General features: G+C 63.1%; 15 protein-coding genes and 1 pseudogene. 10 read left to right on the top strand and 6 right to left on the bottom strand.

Translation table 11 applies throughout. From position 1 onward, the window contains the following. The 3 genes from OXG30_13245 to OXG30_13235 all read left to right on the top strand — a co-directional run. Positions 1–347 (top strand): zinc-binding dehydrogenase (locus OXG30_13245; GenBank protein MCY4135857.1); only part of this gene is annotated, 347 nt, incomplete at its 5' end. Between the two features lie 204 nt (positions 348–551). Continuing rightward, complete coding sequence (locus OXG30_13240; GenBank protein MCY4135856.1) at positions 552–902, top strand: type II toxin-antitoxin system RelE/ParE family toxin; 351 nt, start codon at positions 552–554, stop codon at positions 900–902. Continuing rightward, complete coding sequence (locus OXG30_13235; GenBank protein MCY4135855.1) at positions 895–1,242, top strand: helix-turn-helix transcriptional regulator; 348 nt, start codon at positions 895–897, stop codon at positions 1,240–1,242. Before OXG30_13240 ends, OXG30_13235 begins: the two co-directional genes overlap by 8 nt. Before the next feature lie 41 nt (positions 1,243–1,283). On the opposite strand, the gene OXG30_13230 is transcribed toward OXG30_13235, so the two are convergent. Then, complete coding sequence (locus OXG30_13230) at positions 1,284–1,490, bottom strand: hypothetical protein (GenBank protein MCY4135854.1); 207 nt, start codon at positions 1,488–1,490, stop codon at positions 1,284–1,286. A gap of 163 nt (positions 1,491–1,653) precedes the next feature. Next, on the bottom strand, positions 1,654–2,589 hold the full coding sequence (locus tag OXG30_13225) for a site-specific DNA-methyltransferase (GenBank protein ID MCY4135853.1): 936 nt from the start codon (positions 2,587–2,589) through the stop codon (positions 1,654–1,656). A 432-nt stretch (positions 2,590–3,021) separates the two neighbouring features. Here OXG30_13225 and OXG30_13220 point away from each other — a divergent pair, with 432 nt between their 5' ends. Then, positions 3,022–3,531, top strand: a complete 510-nt coding sequence (locus tag OXG30_13220) for a cupin domain-containing protein (protein MCY4135852.1) — start codon at positions 3,022–3,024, stop codon at positions 3,529–3,531. Positions 3,532–3,548: 17 nt separating this feature from the next. Continuing rightward, entirely contained in the window at positions 3,549–4,283 is a 735-nt protein-coding gene (locus OXG30_13215) for an SDR family NAD(P)-dependent oxidoreductase (protein ID MCY4135851.1), read from the top strand. Positions 4,284–4,300: 17 nt separating this feature from the next. Here the strand turns inward: OXG30_13215 and OXG30_13210 are convergent, their stop codons facing one another. Genes OXG30_13210 through OXG30_13195 form a run of 4 tightly spaced genes read right to left on the bottom strand, consistent with a single transcriptional unit; the run spans position 4,301 to position 12,493 of the window. Then, the gene (locus OXG30_13210; GenBank protein MCY4135850.1) at positions 4,301–5,527 is read right to left on the bottom strand and encodes a DUF2399 domain-containing protein; all 1,227 of its coding nucleotides are present in this window, start codon (positions 5,525–5,527) and stop codon (positions 4,301–4,303) included. Next, positions 5,524–6,726 carry a TIGR02678 family protein gene (locus OXG30_13205; protein ID MCY4135849.1) on the bottom strand — a complete coding sequence of 401 codons (1,203 nt, stop codon included), beginning with the start codon at positions 6,724–6,726 and terminating at the stop codon, positions 5,524–5,526. The genes OXG30_13210 and OXG30_13205 overlap by 4 nt, the downstream gene beginning before the upstream one ends. Continuing rightward, positions 6,723–8,276, bottom strand: a complete 1,554-nt coding sequence (locus OXG30_13200; protein MCY4135848.1) for a TIGR02677 family protein — start codon at positions 8,274–8,276, stop codon at positions 6,723–6,725. The genes OXG30_13205 and OXG30_13200 overlap by 4 nt, the downstream gene beginning before the upstream one ends. Continuing rightward, the gene (locus OXG30_13195) at positions 8,273–12,493 is read right to left on the bottom strand and encodes a TIGR02680 family protein (protein ID MCY4135847.1); all 4,221 of its coding nucleotides are present in this window, start codon (positions 12,491–12,493) and stop codon (positions 8,273–8,275) included. The genes OXG30_13200 and OXG30_13195 overlap by 4 nt, the downstream gene beginning before the upstream one ends. Positions 12,494–12,668: 175 nt before the next feature. Between OXG30_13195 and OXG30_13190 the strand changes: the two genes are divergently transcribed. The 5 genes and pseudogenes from OXG30_13190 (at position 12,669) to OXG30_13170 (ending at position 14,200) form a co-directional block, all read left to right on the top strand. Next, positions 12,669–12,914 (top strand): type II toxin-antitoxin system prevent-host-death family antitoxin, encoded by a 246-nt coding sequence (locus OXG30_13190; protein ID MCY4135846.1) that lies wholly within the window; start codon positions 12,669–12,671, stop codon positions 12,912–12,914. Continuing rightward, a complete protein-coding gene (locus OXG30_13185) occupies positions 12,907–13,296 on the top strand; it encodes a type II toxin-antitoxin system VapC family toxin (protein ID MCY4135845.1) in 390 nt (129 codons plus the stop codon). The genes OXG30_13190 and OXG30_13185 overlap by 8 nt, the downstream gene beginning before the upstream one ends. A gap of 16 nt (positions 13,297–13,312) precedes the next feature. Then, the gene (locus OXG30_13180) at positions 13,313–13,462 is read left to right on the top strand and encodes a hypothetical protein (GenBank protein MCY4135844.1); all 150 of its coding nucleotides are present in this window, start codon (positions 13,313–13,315) and stop codon (positions 13,460–13,462) included. Further along, positions 13,405–13,623: pseudogene (locus tag OXG30_13175) on the top strand (3-hydroxyacyl-CoA dehydrogenase NAD-binding domain-containing protein). Before OXG30_13180 ends, OXG30_13175 begins: the two are co-directional and overlap by 58 nt. Before the next feature lie 280 nt (positions 13,624–13,903). Further along, the gene (locus OXG30_13170; protein MCY4135843.1) at positions 13,904–14,200 is read left to right on the top strand and encodes a WhiB family transcriptional regulator; all 297 of its coding nucleotides are present in this window, start codon (positions 13,904–13,906) and stop codon (positions 14,198–14,200) included. The last annotated feature ends 3 nt before the right edge of the window (positions 14,201–14,203 follow it).

Below are 14,203 nucleotides of genomic sequence, written 5' to 3'. Positions count from 1 at the left end.
CCTACGACATCGTGGTGGAGGCCGCTGGTACCGCCTCAGCCCTGGCCGATGCGGCCAAGAAGTGCCGCCCCGGCGGCAAGATCGTCATCCTCGGGTCCTACTGGGACCCAGTTGAGATGCCCGGCATCGAGCTGAGCATGAAAGAGGTCACCGTGGTGCCCTCCTCCATGTACGGCCGCTTCGGCCCCACCAGAGACATGGACGTGGCCGCTGCCGCCCTCGCTCAACTCCCCGAGCTCCCTGACGCCATCATCACCCACCGCTTCCCCCTCGACGCCCCCGCCGAAGCCTTCGCCGCCGCCGCCGACCGCGCCTCCGGCGCCATCAAAGTCGTCCTGGAGCCCTAGTACAGGTGAAAGAAAGAGCTTTCGCAGCGATTTAGGGCCCACAGCAAATTGTCATAACTCGTCTTTAGGGTGACCGCATGTGCGAAGCGGTCATGAGATGGGTGCCCGATGTGCCAATGGGAAGTGGTGTTTTCCAGGGCAATTTTGGGTATATGACGGATGTAGCCGGGCAACGAAGCCCCGACCGGATATAGCGAGTATGCTATGTCAGAATGGGAGGTGGAGCTTGAGCCAGAGGTCCGGGATTGGTACTTGGCCCTTGATGAGGAGTTCCAGAGAAGGGCCGATTCCCGCATTGATCAGCTGGCGGAGAAGGGCTCGCTGCTGGGAGAGCCGCATTCTCGGCAGCTTGATGGGAAGTTGCGAGAACTGCGCTTCTATCTGGGTGGTCGACCGACTCGGATCACCTATTGGATCGCTCCAGATCGCAGAATCATCTTGTTGACGGTGTTTGTGAAGACTCGACGCCGAGAACGCCGTCAGGTTGAGCGGGCCAGAAGGGCGATGGAACGTTGCATGGCAGAAGGGCACAGGGTGGAGGATGACGATGGGTGAGCGGGCTTTGTGGAAAGACGTGAGGGGCCTCAGCGCGGGTGACGCGCATCGGGCCTATGAGGACGAGGCCCGGATCAGCGAGTTCCAGGAATTGGTGTACCGGCTCCGCACGGAGGCGGAGTTGACTCAGGCGGAGCTGGCTGAGCGCATGGGAACCACCCAGTCGGCGGTGGCGCGAATGGAAGGCGGCGGGACCCGGCCGACGCTGGAGACCCTCGAAAAGCTGGCCGTTGCCGTTGGCCAAGAACTGGTAGTGGGCTTTGGCGAAAGTCTGAGCCAAGACCGCTCCATTGCCCAGCTAGTAAACAAGGGCCACGCAGTCATTCGCCCGGTTACTTGACAAACAGCGGTGTCATCCTAGGCAGGCAGAGCCGGTGGAGTTCACCGAGGCTGTCCTCGGAACGAGTGGTCGAAGCTCCATTCCGTGTGGATCGTGCATGCTGAGAGTTTGATTTGTTTGACCGTGATCTTGGCGTCGGAGCGGTCGAGGGAAATGCGGGCGGCGGTTTCGGACAACCTTTGGGCGGCGGCGGACTTCAGGGACAGCTTCCGGTCTTCACCATCGCTGGTTTGGACCGTCATGTCCACGAAGCGCTGAGTGGCTGTCCCGGCTCGTCGACTGTCCAGCCGACTGCCTCGCAGGCGTTGCGGAATGCAACTTCGAAGCTGACTAGGCCCAGAGGTTCGGTGGTGGTTCCGTGGTGGACTGAGATCGTGAGGCCGAAGTACTCGGTCCACCCCGGAGTCTGACCTAACCAAGTTTCTGAGATCTCAGCTTGGAGTGGGGACGAGAGCGAGTCGATGATCCTACTGACGAACCTCGTTTCCATGGGAGAAAGAGATTCAATGCTGGCCCGAAGATCGCCGTGGCCGATGGATTTGTCGTAAGGCTGGCTCGCTCGGTTACTCGGCGCTCGATCAGGTCGACGTATGCGGGGTTCAGTTCGATTCCTGCCCAGTTGCGACCGAGTTCCTGGGCGGCAATGAGAGTGGTGCCAGAGCCGGCATAGGGGTCAAGGACGGTGTCACCCGGCCGGCTGGTGATTTGGATACATCGTTGGGCCAGGGTCATAGGCATGACGGCTGGGTGGTCTTCGATGCCGCCAGCGTCCTTCCTTCGGGGTTCAGTGTTGATGTCCCACATGGTGCGGAGCCGGCGACCGTTGGGGCCCGGTACTGCGGCCGTGTCGTAGTAGTAGTCCTGGCTCTTGGACAGTAAGAACACGGTCTCATGCGATTTGGTGGGGCGGTCAGAAACCGACTCAGGATGGGCGTTGGGCTTGTACCAGATGACCTCGGAGCGCAGCCACCAGCCCGCATCCTGGAGGGCGAACGCCAGTCGCCACGGAACGCCAATCAGGTCTTTCGGCTTCAAGCCTTCTGGAGTGGGAGGCCGAACCGCCATAGCCCGAGCTCGGTTTTTGCGGTCTGGCGCCCGGTATCGGCGATTCCCTGAGGTATAGGAGTCGCCTACGTTCAACCACACGGTGCCGCCATCAGTCAGCACTCGCCGCACCTGGTCAAATGCCATGACGATGCTTTTGACATATTCACCCAAAGCATCGTCGCGGCCGATTTGTCCCTCGGCCGAGTAATCCCGCAGCGACCAATACGGGGGGGACGTCACCACCGTCTGCACGGACCCGTCGGGTAGTAGCCCTAGCGCGTCAACAGCAGGGCCACACACCAGTACCGGGCCATTTAGTCCATCCAGCGGGCCATCTACCCCCACGTCCAGACGAGTGCGCTGACTCGGCTGGGGTCTTGATGGAGCAGCAGCGGATTCGTTCCCAGCAATGGGAATCTGATGACCCCTAGTGACCCCGGAGTTGCCTTTTGAACCCACGACACGACCCTACTTCTAGGCAGTGACAAATTCGGGGAATGCAGCCAGCCCCCGAGCAACTGTCCGCAGGATTGCGGAAGCCCCGGCTCCCGTCCTAGTCGACCCGCCTGTGAGGGTCCTCGGCTTGGCATTCCGGGGCTTTCGTCTTTCCACTGGACCAGTACCAGTGGACACACTCATTATTCTCAGGTGGTCGTCGAATAGCAACGGATTTTCTGTCTGGTCGGCGAAGCTGAGGGCGTGGTGTCTGGACTGGGTATACAAGATCGTAGGATGACGATGGGTGAGCGGGCTTTGTGGAAAGAGGTTAAGGGTCAGAGGGAGGACTGGGTGGGTCTGTCTGGGGCTGATGTGGTGGCGATGCTGGGGTTGGAGCCGCTGCCGGAGGAAGGGGGGATGTGGCGAGAGGTTTGGCGGGATGAGGAGAGCACTGCCATCTACTTCCTGCTCCAACCGGGGGACTTCTCGGCTATGCATCGGCTGGACGGTCCGGAGCTGTGGCATCACTATGCGGGGGCGGCGGTGGAGATGCTGCTGCTCGGTTCGGACGGGTCAGTGGAGCAGCCGTTACTAGGTGATGACTTGGCGGCGGGGGAGCGGCCCTGCGTGGTGGTGCCAGCCCAGACGTGGATGGGGGCAGCCACTAGGGACGAGTGGTCGCTGATGGGCACCACCATGGCCCCGCCTTACCACCACGATGGGTTCGAGCTGGGCGACGGCGACGAATTGGCCAGTCAATACCCGACGGCGGCCGCGGAGATTGCAAAGCTGGTTCGACCGTGACGGCATCGCCCGCTGAGATGCTTGACCTCACCGGCAAGGTGGTAGTGGTCACCGGCGCGGGCGGGGGGATCGGCGCAGGAATCGTCCGGCGCATGGCGGCGGCCGGGGCCTCGGTAATGGCCCACACTCGGTCGTCGGCGATAGATCAGACCGAGGGACAGGTCACCGAAGTGCGGGCCGACCTCACTGCCGACGACGGTCCGGCTGCGGTGATGGAGGCAGCCAGCAAGCACCACAGCCGTATTGACGCCTTGGTCAACAACGCCGGCATCCAGCCGGTGGCCCCGTTCACCGATCTCGACGACCAGCAGTGGGCCGAGATGATCGATACCAACCTCACCGCGGTGCATCGGCTGACCCAGGCCGCAGCGTCGGCCATGGCGGACCAGGGGACCGGCGGCTCGATCGTCCACATCGCCTCCATTGAGGCCCAGCACCCCACGCCGGTCCACGGCCACTACGCCACTTCCAAGGCCGGGCTGGTGATGCACGCCAAGGCGGCGGCGCTGGCATGGGGGCCCCATGGCATCAGGGTCAACTCGGTGTCGCCGGGGCTGATCGACCGCCCGGGTTTGGCCGACGACTGGCCCGAGGGGGTGCAGCGCTGGATGGCCGCCGTTCCGCTCGGGCGGATGGGAGCCCCCGAAGACGTCGGGGACGCCTGCGTGTTCTTGTGTTCCGACCTAGCCCGATGGATCACCGGCGCCGATCTGGTGGTGGACGGCGGCATCCTCACCAACCCCACTTGGTGACCAGAGTTACTTAACGGTCAATTGCTGAATCGGCCGAATTGGTTGAGAACGCTATCGAGCACGAACTCTTCATGGATGATGAGGCGGTGGTGGTCGAACGCGGCTTGGAGCTTCGGATCCCACGGGGTGGGTCCGCAGTCTTTGGGATCCGACATGAGCAGCACATCGGACTCCTCTGCTTGCCTGATGGCATCGGAGTAGTCGCTGGCATCCATCATCCAGGGTGAACAGCCGAATTCGTGCATTCGACGGCAGATGGCTATGCCCGGTGAATCGAAGTCGCCGTGATACCAGAGGGATGCCTCGGCCTGCTGAAGCTGGCGCAGCAGGGTGGTGACCGCGGTAGAGGGGTTGCCGTTGGAAGAGATCACGCAGGCTGGCAGGCTGCGCTCGGCAGCGGCCTCGACCAGTCTTGGATTCTCAACAACGAGCACAGGGGTGCCTGCATCGACGGAGACGGGGTGCCGTCTCAGGGCAAACAAGCTGAGGTGAAGGGGCAGCCCGGCATGGAGAGCAAATCGGATATGCAGGTCCAACGGCGAAGCGCCGTCAACTGGGAGCCACCAGACCAGCGCTGGGGCTGAGACCTGATCCGGCAGGATGCCTACAACCTCCCAGAGTTCGCGCTCATCGAGCGGGCCGTTGCGGTAGCGCAGAGCATGGGTCACCGCGCTGGCCCTCCTGGTACCGGGGTCAAGCGCGTGCGCTGATCCGTAGAGCGAGGCGGCAAGCTCCGTGCGGCTGGAGATGGAGGGCTGGACGTGCTGGAGATGGTCGAGTAGTCGGCGAACATCGCCAGCAAGACGGGCAGCATCGTCACCGTCGAAATCTCGTAGCAGTCCAGCCCCCGCAACGGCATCGGACCAGGCCGCGGCCCACGGCTCGTCCCAACCCGCGACAGCATGGCGCAGTGACTCTCGGGCTTGTTGAGCGCGGGCCCGGTCAGATCGCCGTTGGGCGGCTTCCGCCGATGGGGGATGGCCGAGGCGGGTGAGCGAATCGCAGAGATCGCTGCCGATGGTCCTAGCCACCAGTGCCGCCTCCAATTCTTGGAGATCCAGACGCTTGGCCGGTCTTCTCCCGAGCAGCGACTCCAAGGCCAGGACGCTCCCTGGATCAAGCGCCGGGGTGGCAACAAATCCTCGGCGCTGAGGACCGAAACGGTCGAGTCGGTGGCGAGCGGCGGACCAGAGCTCGGCCAAACCAGTCGAGAGCAGCGACTCTGGGATGGGACGTGGGCTCAAAGCAGCGACTCTTGTCGGTATTGGACCTGTACTGAGTACCGCCAGGCAGGCGGCAGCAGCCAGACCTCGTCGCCATCCGCTTCGACCAGACGGTGGTCGCAGAGCAGTTCAATCGCACCTCCCGCGAGACGATCGGGGTTTTCGGCGGCATCCTTCGCCCAGTAGCTGCGGTATTCGTCGGCCAGACTCGCCATCGCGTCGACGACCTCGACAAGCGAGAACCGGACGCGTCCTGCCTCATCAGGTGTGCGGTCGTTGGTCGCCGTGCTGCCGGTAGGGGCTTCGAGGTGCCTTTCACATAGGTGGACAAGCCGGTCGATGAGGAGCAGGGCGGCGTGACCCAGGGTTCCGCCGCGCGGGAATCGGCTGTCTGTCAGGTCGTGTTCGGGGTCGATCACCATGATGCCCTCGGCGCGGGACTCGAGGCGCAGCCCGAACATGTCGTCGAAGACAGCGGCCTCTTCTCCGAGCCGCTGTCGAAGCTCGGACCACTCGCTGTCGGCAAGATCGGTGCGAAGCAGTACCGGCTCTTCCAACAGAACTGAGCGCATCCACGCCCGGGACGACAGTCGCTGATCGGATCGGTCGAGAACCTGCTCAGCAGTCTCCGATCGGGCCAGTGCCGGGAGAGGCAGCAGCGCGACGCGGTCGGGGCGGACGCTGAGCACGGCATCGGCGGATTCGTCGGCGGCGTAGCGGTCTACGTGTTCATGCACCTCGCGCGCCACGCCGTGCTGGATCATCCACTTCAGAGCGGTTACCAGGGCGCGGCGGTCAGCGGCCTCCTCGGTAAGGGCGATGTCGGCGTCAGCCGCGGCGGAGCGGACCTCGTGAATCAGATCGCGAAGGCTGATCACACTGGGTCCTGCGGCAATCGCAGCAAGGGTTAGGGCGAGCAGGGTGTACTCGCGCTGGGAGAACGGCCGTGGCTGGCTGGTTGCCGTTAGCAGGGGGTGCCGGTGGGCAACCACCGAAGTCTTGTACAGCCGGGCTGTGTCGGCGGTCACCTGAAGGCGGTATCCGAAGCGCTGGGTGAACATGCGGTCAAGCGTCTGCTCATTACGGCGGATAAGCATGAGCATTTCAGGATCTTTCTCAGCCAGCACGAGGGGATGGCGGACGAGGTGACGGGCCGCGGCACGAATATCCAGCCTCCGTTGTGGGTCAGCGGGGTCAGCTAGCGCAGATGCGTCATTCATGGGGATACAGATTTAGGCGACGGGGCATTGCTGTGCTCTTCGGCCGGGGTGATAGTGACGGCGAGTCCCGGCATGGTGAATTTTCCCTCGGGGCAGTAGACGATGGTGCAGGCCCCCTTGATTCGCTGCACCTCGCAGCGGATTCCTAGTTCGGTTGCGTAACGACGGTTGGTGCCGCCGCCGTTCCGCATTCCCGAGCGGCTGATGAGGTCGCGAAGCATCGAGAACGAAGCGGTCGACAATCGAGCGCCGTCGATGTGGCCTCCGTCTCCGGCACCAGCCAGCAGTTCTGACGCTGCGATCTCGCGGGCGACGCGGTCGAGGTCTCGGCGGCGGCGCAGCAGATCACGCTCACGCCCCCGATCCATGATCGGCGTTGCCAACCCTCGCGTGGTGGATTCCCCCCGCTTCCTCATTGCCACCGGGACGACGGCGCGGGGTGCATCCCTCCACGGTGTGATTGTTGGAGCGGGGTCGTCGGCATCGTCTGACAGCTCCCCCAATCGGCGACACGAACCGAGTCCGAACGAGGCCCCCGCCAGGCGGTGGGCAAGATGGGGAGAGTCGGCCTGGTCGAAGAAGCTAGCGAGCCGCACGAAGTCAGACCGTCTAGATGCCGCGCCAAGGCCGACCCTTGACAGTCGGGTCACGTTGGCGGTGAGGGTGCGCACTGCGGCCACGGCCTGTCGTGTCAGCCCGTCGATCCGCGATGGCTGTCCCGGCTGGGCGGCAAACCATTTCTCAAGATGCCTCCAGTCGTCAAGTACCGTGCCTGGAAGCCGCCGCACCGGCATGTTCTGGGACAGTCCAGCCTCATCCACCCGAACGGCCAAGCCGGATTGCAGCGCAGGAAGAAGATCTTCAACTAGCGGGAGAATCTCCTCCAGGGTCCGGGCAATTGGCCGAGCCATGCGCTCGATTTCGGTGAGTTGCTCGTGGACGTAATCCACCAGAACGCTGGCGAAGAACTGAACCTCGTCGGCATCGAGGTCATAGCGGCTCTGCCACTGGTTGAGCTCGGTGAAGAACTGCGTCAGCTCCCTGGTGAAACCCTCGTGAAGGTCATACACCGTTCGCACCACATCGGCGAGCTCTTGGCTGTTGGCCCGGTTGAAGCCGACCCTGCTCATCTCGCAGAGCGTCTGGAGGGCGTGATGGAGATCGCGCAGGCGACCGGCTTGAACATCGCCGATCTCGTCCACTCCGGCCAATATCCCCTCGACCAGCTCGAACACTTCTTGCCCCGCCCGGGTGATGAGGTAGCGGTTGCGCTTGCGGTAGTAGTCGTCAAGGTTCGATGGGTTGCCCACAGACGATGACACGGTGAGGTTGCCCCAACGTCGGAGGCTCTCCAACCGGTCGGGCACCACCGAGGGGTCAACGCCCACGAGGGAAACTTTGGCCTCCACCTCCTGGGGGGTGAACTCAGCGAAGAATGTGCTGGCAAACACTCGGAGGATCTCTCGATACTCGTGCCACTCGTCGCCGCCCAGATATCGGAACAGCAGTCGGGCCCGAACCGGATCGCTGCGACGGGAGAAGTCGGTCATTCGGTGTCCTGGAGTTCCAGGGTGTCGCCGTCCCATCGGTAATGTTCTAGGAGAATCGTGTTGAGGGCCACATCCCGCACCACTTCGGTGATGGCCAGTTCGGGGACGGTTCGGTGTGTGCCCCAGAGCCGCTCACTGGTGGCGATCAGGTCGAGATCCAATTCGACGAGGAGCCCGAACAAGGCTTCATGGTTGTCCTCGGACACCTTGGCGAACGCGTCGTCGAGCAGAACGAAGCGCGCGATGCCTGCCTCTGCGCTGCCGGGTGATCCTGCCTGCTCAGCCAGAGCGTCGTAGGAAGCAGCCACGGCTGCGAACAGCGGCAGGTAGGTGACCAGCTTCTTCTCGCCCTCTGACAGCGGCGTGTTGCGCCCGAGCTTGACGTCGTTGCTGCCCGGTCGGCTGAGCATGACCGACAGTTCATGCCATTTCTTGTAGTCGAGCGTGTCGGCTATGAGCTGTCGGTAGGGCATGTCGGGTTGCAGTGCCCGAGCCTCATCTAGCCGGTCGGACAGAATGCGGCGCAGTTCCTGCTCGTCGTCATCGGTTCGCAGGTCGGGGAGGGTCGCCAGCAGCTCAACCATGCGGGCACTCGCCTGGTCGAGTTCAGGGGAGCGCCGCCACCGCAGCCGCACTCCCACATGGTGGGCGGTCGTCACTGTGCTCAACCGCTGATTCATTAGCTCTACCAGCCGCTGCGCCCCGCGAATTTTCTCCGCCACTTCGCGGGCAACCAGTCCTTGCAACAGCTCGCGAAGGGCGGTGTCCTGCTTGTGGCTGAGCAGGCCGGCGAGCCGCTGGTGCTGTTGTTCCACTGTCAGTGCTGCCTCGGCTAGCGGGGCCTTGCCCAAAGGGCCGGTTACTTCGACGAAGAGTGGCTGGGCGGGATCGGGTTGGCGGGTGTCAGCATCCCAGCCGGCACCGAGTGCGTCACGGCGCTGGCGAAGCGACTGCCGCACCCCGTCGGCGGTGACCGGGGCAAGGTCAGGGGTTGCGGCAGACACGGGATCGCGGTCCTGCAAGGAGGGGGTTGGGAAAAACGCGGCATCATCTTTAGTGGGACTTGCGGCCATCAGGCGCTCGGCTGCCTTGATCATCTCGTGCAACCCCTCGGTGCCGGTCTCAGTCGGGGCAGTCGGTGTGGCGGCAGGATGGTCGGGTCCGGCAATAGCGGCTCGGAGTCCCGGCACTGCCAAAGTCTTGGCCAACGAACGCCGCAATTCCTCGCACGATTGCTCGGCCCCGTCCAGGAGGTCGGCTGCAGCTCGGGCTGCGGCCTGCGCGTCAGCGTGCTGTCTCACCGCCTGGTCGCGAGCGTCTCGGGTGGACGGCAGGCGGGCTTCAACCCCTTCCAGCTTGCTCCGGCACTGATCGCGGGCATTCAAGACATCGGCGTATTCGGCACCGATGTTTGCCTCCAAGGTGGTCAGGCGGGTGCGCTGTTGGCTGTGCTTTGTCTTGACAGCATTCTCTTCGGTCCTTTCGGCTTCGAGGTCGTTGATTTCTGCCTGCCAACGGGTAACCGCTTGGTGCCAGGCTTCGAATGAGCGTCCTAGCGCTTCAAGCAAGGCACCGCATCGCTCCAATGCTGCCTGAAGTTCTCCCAACTCGGAGACGACCTGTGTCAGGCCAGAGCGGTCAGCGGGCAGGTTCAGCGTTCTTGCGGTTTGCTGCAAGGCGTTTGAAGCTTGGACCGATCGGCCTTCGGCCTCGGTCGCGTGCTTGGCCGCTGCTTCCCGTTCGCTTTCGGCCTTGTCCGACGCGGCGCTGGCGGCATTGACCTGTGCGGCTGCGGCAACGACTTCATCAGTGCGCGGCAGAGCAGAAAGGTGCTGGCGAGCTTGGGTCAGCGATGCTTGGTGACCGGTCTTTTCGGCCTCACTGGACGAGACCACAGCCCGGGCTTGAGCCAGGTAGTCGCCCGCTTCGCGCCGGGCGCGCTCAAGCGCGGCGCGTCGGGCGGTCACTCCAATGAACTCAGCTTGCTGCTTGGTGTGATGGCCGCGAAGCGACCCAACCCGGAAGGTGCCGTTGAGGGAAGCGACGGTGGGAGCGTCGCTCGAAAGATCGCAGGAGATGGAATCAAGCAGTTTGGCAACCAGACCCTCATCCACCTCGCCGATCAGCCGGTCAGGGACTGTCACCGTGAGATACTCGCTGATCGGATGGGAAACGCCCTCAGTGGCGAGGGCGACCAACTCGCCGTTGGCCAACTCCACTGTGGCGTCGTCGCCCAACCTGGCCGAGAGCAGCCCGGAGGCGTGGAGAGCGGCTTCGAGGGACGCTTGCTCGTGATCGTTGAGATGGGTTGCAAAATCGACCAGATCGGCGAGGCAGTGATCGGACGCTGTCTGCCAATCTTGGCGAGGTGGCTCGGGTTCGGTTCGGGCCGTCATCTCGTCGAACTGTGCTTGGGCATCTTCGAGGGCGGCTCGTTCAACGACCAACCGCTGTTCGATCGCAGCCACCGCATCTCGCCAGTGGCTGACGAGGTTCTCAGCTTCGGTCTCCAAGGAGGCTCGCTCGGCCTCTCGGCGGTCAGCTTGTGGCCCGGTGTCCGTGGTCTTCGGCCCAATTGAGGAGCTGTCAGCGGAAGTCGATTCGCGGATGTCGGCATCGGAGGAAGCAAGAGAGGAGATGGCAGGAGCACTGATGCCAGCCTCGTCCAGGTGGGGATGAATCCCGACTGCCCATTGCCGGGCCAGACCATCCCACTCCCGCCGGGCATCGCCGAGGCGTTGGTGCTGCCTTGCCAAGTGAGAAGACGCGGCCTCGGAGGCACTGGCTGCATATTGCAGAGCCGACTCCGTCTGGCTGAGCTGGTGCTCAGCGGTTTGGAGGTCAGCGAGAGTTGTTTCGACCTCTTCGACATCCGCCCGTCGGTTGAGCACCGATCCATTGGCTGCGGCAAGTGGTCGACCGATTTCTTCGGGGTCGAATTCCGCAAACGGTTGGGTTAAGTCGGTGCCGTCCAGGTTGGCCTCTTCCAGTGGCACCGGACCGGGCGGCTGCTGGATGATCCGGCAGCGTTGCCCCAACTCAGTGGCGCTGGCCAGTTCGCTGTTGAGCTTTCTCGCGTCGTTTCGGCTCTGCTGGCGGGTCTGGACCAGCTCGCGGGCCGCAGCCTCGACACGCTGAGCGCGGTCGGCGACCCGGGATTTGGCGCGCACCTGTTGGCTTTCGAGGCTGGCCACGAGTTGGCGCAATGCATCGAGATCCTGGCCTTCGCGGTAAACCCGTGATTCCTCCAAGGCTGAAATCTCATTGGCCAGTCGCCGGGCGTCGTCATCCAGCGTGGAGATTTCATCACCGAGCCGGCTTACCTCGGCCTGGGCGGCTGCTGTTTCCTTCTGCGCTCGGGCTTCTGCCTGTGAGCAATCCTCCTTGGCATTGATGCGGTCGTTGCCATCGGCCACCCTTTGGCGGAGTTCGGCCAAGCAATAGGCCCGGTACACATCCAGCAGGCCGCGGACTGACTTCAGCGTTCTGTCCAGCTCGGCGACGCTGCCACGGTGCTCCTCAAGGTCGTCAAGCGGTTGGGCGGCATCGGCCAACGCCTGCTCGGACAACTGGGGAAGCGCATCGGTCAGGTGTTGGGGGAGGTCCACATCGATGCGGTCGCCCACTCGGGGGCTGCGGACCACGTTGATGAGCCCAATGTGCTGATCGATGGGCGCGCCTTCGAACAGGCAGCGCTCCACCTCAGCTCGGTAGTCGCGGCGTTGGTGGTGGTTGAAAACCTGGTCCCCGCCGAGTGCGGCTCGCAGCCCCTCGGCAGACAGGGGGAGCTTCTGTTCGACCAGCCGGAAATCGATGCCTGGTCGTTTGGAGGTGAGGAACCACCATGTGGTTACCGTGTCGGAGGATCGGCTGGCCTTGATGCCACAGCCGCACACCAGAAATTCGCCTCGTCTTTCGAACTCGATCCACAGATAGCCGACCGGCTGGGGGTCGTCGCGGCCATCGAGCATCCATGCCTTGAGCATGCCGCTCTGTTCGCCAGCCGCATCGATCCGACGCAAACGGGCGGTGAGCAGAAACGGTAGGAGCATGTTCATCGCCGTGGTCTTGCCCGACCCGTTCACTCCTCGAAGCAGCAGCCGGCCACCTCCGAAATGCAGTACCTCGTTCTCGTACTGGTACACGTTGATGATGCCGGAACGGTTTAGCTTCCAACGCCTGTGGGCTGCGTCAAGACTCCTAGAGGACTCGTCCACAGCTCGCATCCCTGATTCGGTCCACATCGAGCAAAGTAGCGGAACGGGGTGACAATTTGGCCAAGGCAGAAGCCTCTGTTTGCTAATCGGTTGCCGCGGCCAGCAAGCATAGTTAGTCTAGTCATCAGACTTAGTCATATTGATGACCGCAAAATACCTGCCAGGAGGACCAACTATGACTGCGATGGTCAATGTCCACGAGGCGAAAACTCATTTATCTAGGCTCTTGGAGCGAGCTCACAACGGGGAAGAGATCATCTTGGCTAAAGCGGGCAAGCCCTATGCCCGGCTGATGCCATTGCCGCCCCGCGAGCCCCGGCGCCTCGGGCAGCTAGCTGGACTTACGTTGGGTTCGGAGTTCTTTGAGCCGCTGCCGGAAGAGGAGCTCGCTGCGTGGGAGGGCGCGTACTCAGGTGAGTGACCTGCTGCTTGACACCCATGCGCTGTTGTGGTGCTGGTTGGATGATCCGCTGCTATCGCCATCAGTTAGGGAGGTGGTCACCGATCCCGAAAATGATGTCTTCATCAGTGCGGCCAGCGCGTGGGAAATCGCCACTAAATTCCGGCTCGGCCGACTGCCTGAATACGAAGGTGCCGTGCTGCGATTCAATGAGTTCGCAATAGACGCGTCGATGCGCCATCTCCCGGTCACTTACCAGCACGGGCTGCGCGCTGGCAGCTATCCCGCCGAGCACCGGGATCCGTTCGACCGGATACTGGCTGCCCAAGCGGAGTTGGAATCTCTTGTGCTGGTGACCAAGGATGCCGCGTTCCAAGAGTTTCCCATCCGGGTCCTTTGGTGACGGCAGGGCCTCAGCGATGACGGCAAAGACCATCGGGTTGGTCGGCACTGGGGTCATCGGCTCGGAGTGGGCGGTGCGGGTGCTGGCCCGGGGGTACGACGTGGTCGCCCGGAGCGACTGCTCATCGGCCACCCGTTCAACCCGGTGTATCTGCTGCCGCTGGTAGAGGTGGTGGCCGGTCAGGCCGCAGGTCCCGACGCGGTGGCCGCCGCGCTGGAGCACTACGACGACTTGGTCATGCATCCGCTGGTGGTGCGAAACGAGATCGAGGGCTACCTCTCCGACCGCCTCCAAGAGGCGTTGTGGCGCGAGGTCCTGCACCTGATGCCCGCATCCAGAGGGTCAGCCGGACAGCCGACTAGGACTAGTTGATGACCAGCACTTGGCGTTTGGGCAGGTTGTCGCTTCCTGTCGAAGCACTATCTCTTATAGAGATGGATTTATCAAAACTATTCATATAGGATATCGTGACGAGCGCTATTCGAGCGTCTAACTTTTTGTCTGGAAAGCAAGCAAATATCTAAGCGGTTGCTGGGAAATTTGGTTGCTGAAGTAATAGCCAAACGGAGAAAGGCCCCCGGACTCGTACGGGAGGCAATGGGTGGAGATGGCAATGGAGCCTCGTCCTTGGTGGATGGAAAATGCGAACTGCAAAGGGAAGAGCGAACTGTTCTTCCCCCCGGCTGGCGAACGCCCGTCGGCACGGGAGCGGCGGGAGAATGCAGCCCGTCGCATCTGCGGTGAGTGTGTGGTGATTCGGGCGTGCCGGAGTTGGGCCCGCGACCAGCGCGAGCTCGGTTTCTGGGGCGGCGAGTCGGAGATCGAGCGGGCCGAGGCGGGCTTTGCCCCCTCAACTCCGGTCATCGGTCTGCGGCGCCACCGCACCGAGCGGGAATCGGCCTGAGCC

The sequence above is a fragment of the bacterium genome, from assembly GCA_026708015.1.
GTDB lineage: Bacteria > Actinomycetota > Acidimicrobiia > Acidimicrobiales > Bin134 > Poriferisocius.
Note: the sequence above shows the minus strand (reverse complement) of the source record. Positions and strands in the feature narration are given on the sequence as shown.

What these genes read in the sequence shown, in the direction of transcription:
- OXG30_13215 (MCY4135851.1), top strand. Translation starts at nt 3,549, where the DNA reads ATGCTTGACCTCACCGGCAAGGTGGTAGTGGTCACCGGCGCGGGCGGG.
- OXG30_13220 (MCY4135852.1), top strand. Translation starts at nt 3,022, where the DNA reads ATGACGATGGGTGAGCGGGCTTTGTGGAAAGAGGTTAAGGGTCAGAGG.
- OXG30_13190 (MCY4135846.1), top strand. Translation starts at nt 12,669, where the DNA reads ATGACTGCGATGGTCAATGTCCACGAGGCGAAAACTCATTTATCTAGG.
- OXG30_13170 (MCY4135843.1), top strand. Translation starts at nt 13,904, where the DNA reads ATGGCAATGGAGCCTCGTCCTTGGTGGATGGAAAATGCGAACTGCAAA.
- OXG30_13235 (MCY4135855.1), top strand. Translation starts at nt 895, where the DNA reads ATGGGTGAGCGGGCTTTGTGGAAAGACGTGAGGGGCCTCAGCGCGGGT.
- OXG30_13205 (MCY4135849.1), bottom strand. Translation starts at nt 6,726, where the DNA reads ATGAATGACGCATCTGCGCTAGCTGACCCCGCTGACCCACAACGGAGG.
- OXG30_13200 (MCY4135848.1), bottom strand. Translation starts at nt 8,276, where the DNA reads ATGACCGACTTCTCCCGTCGCAGCGATCCGGTTCGGGCCCGACTGCTG.
- OXG30_13180 (MCY4135844.1), top strand. Translation starts at nt 13,313, where the DNA reads ATGACGGCAAAGACCATCGGGTTGGTCGGCACTGGGGTCATCGGCTCG.
- OXG30_13240 (MCY4135856.1), top strand. Translation starts at nt 552, where the DNA reads ATGTCAGAATGGGAGGTGGAGCTTGAGCCAGAGGTCCGGGATTGGTAC.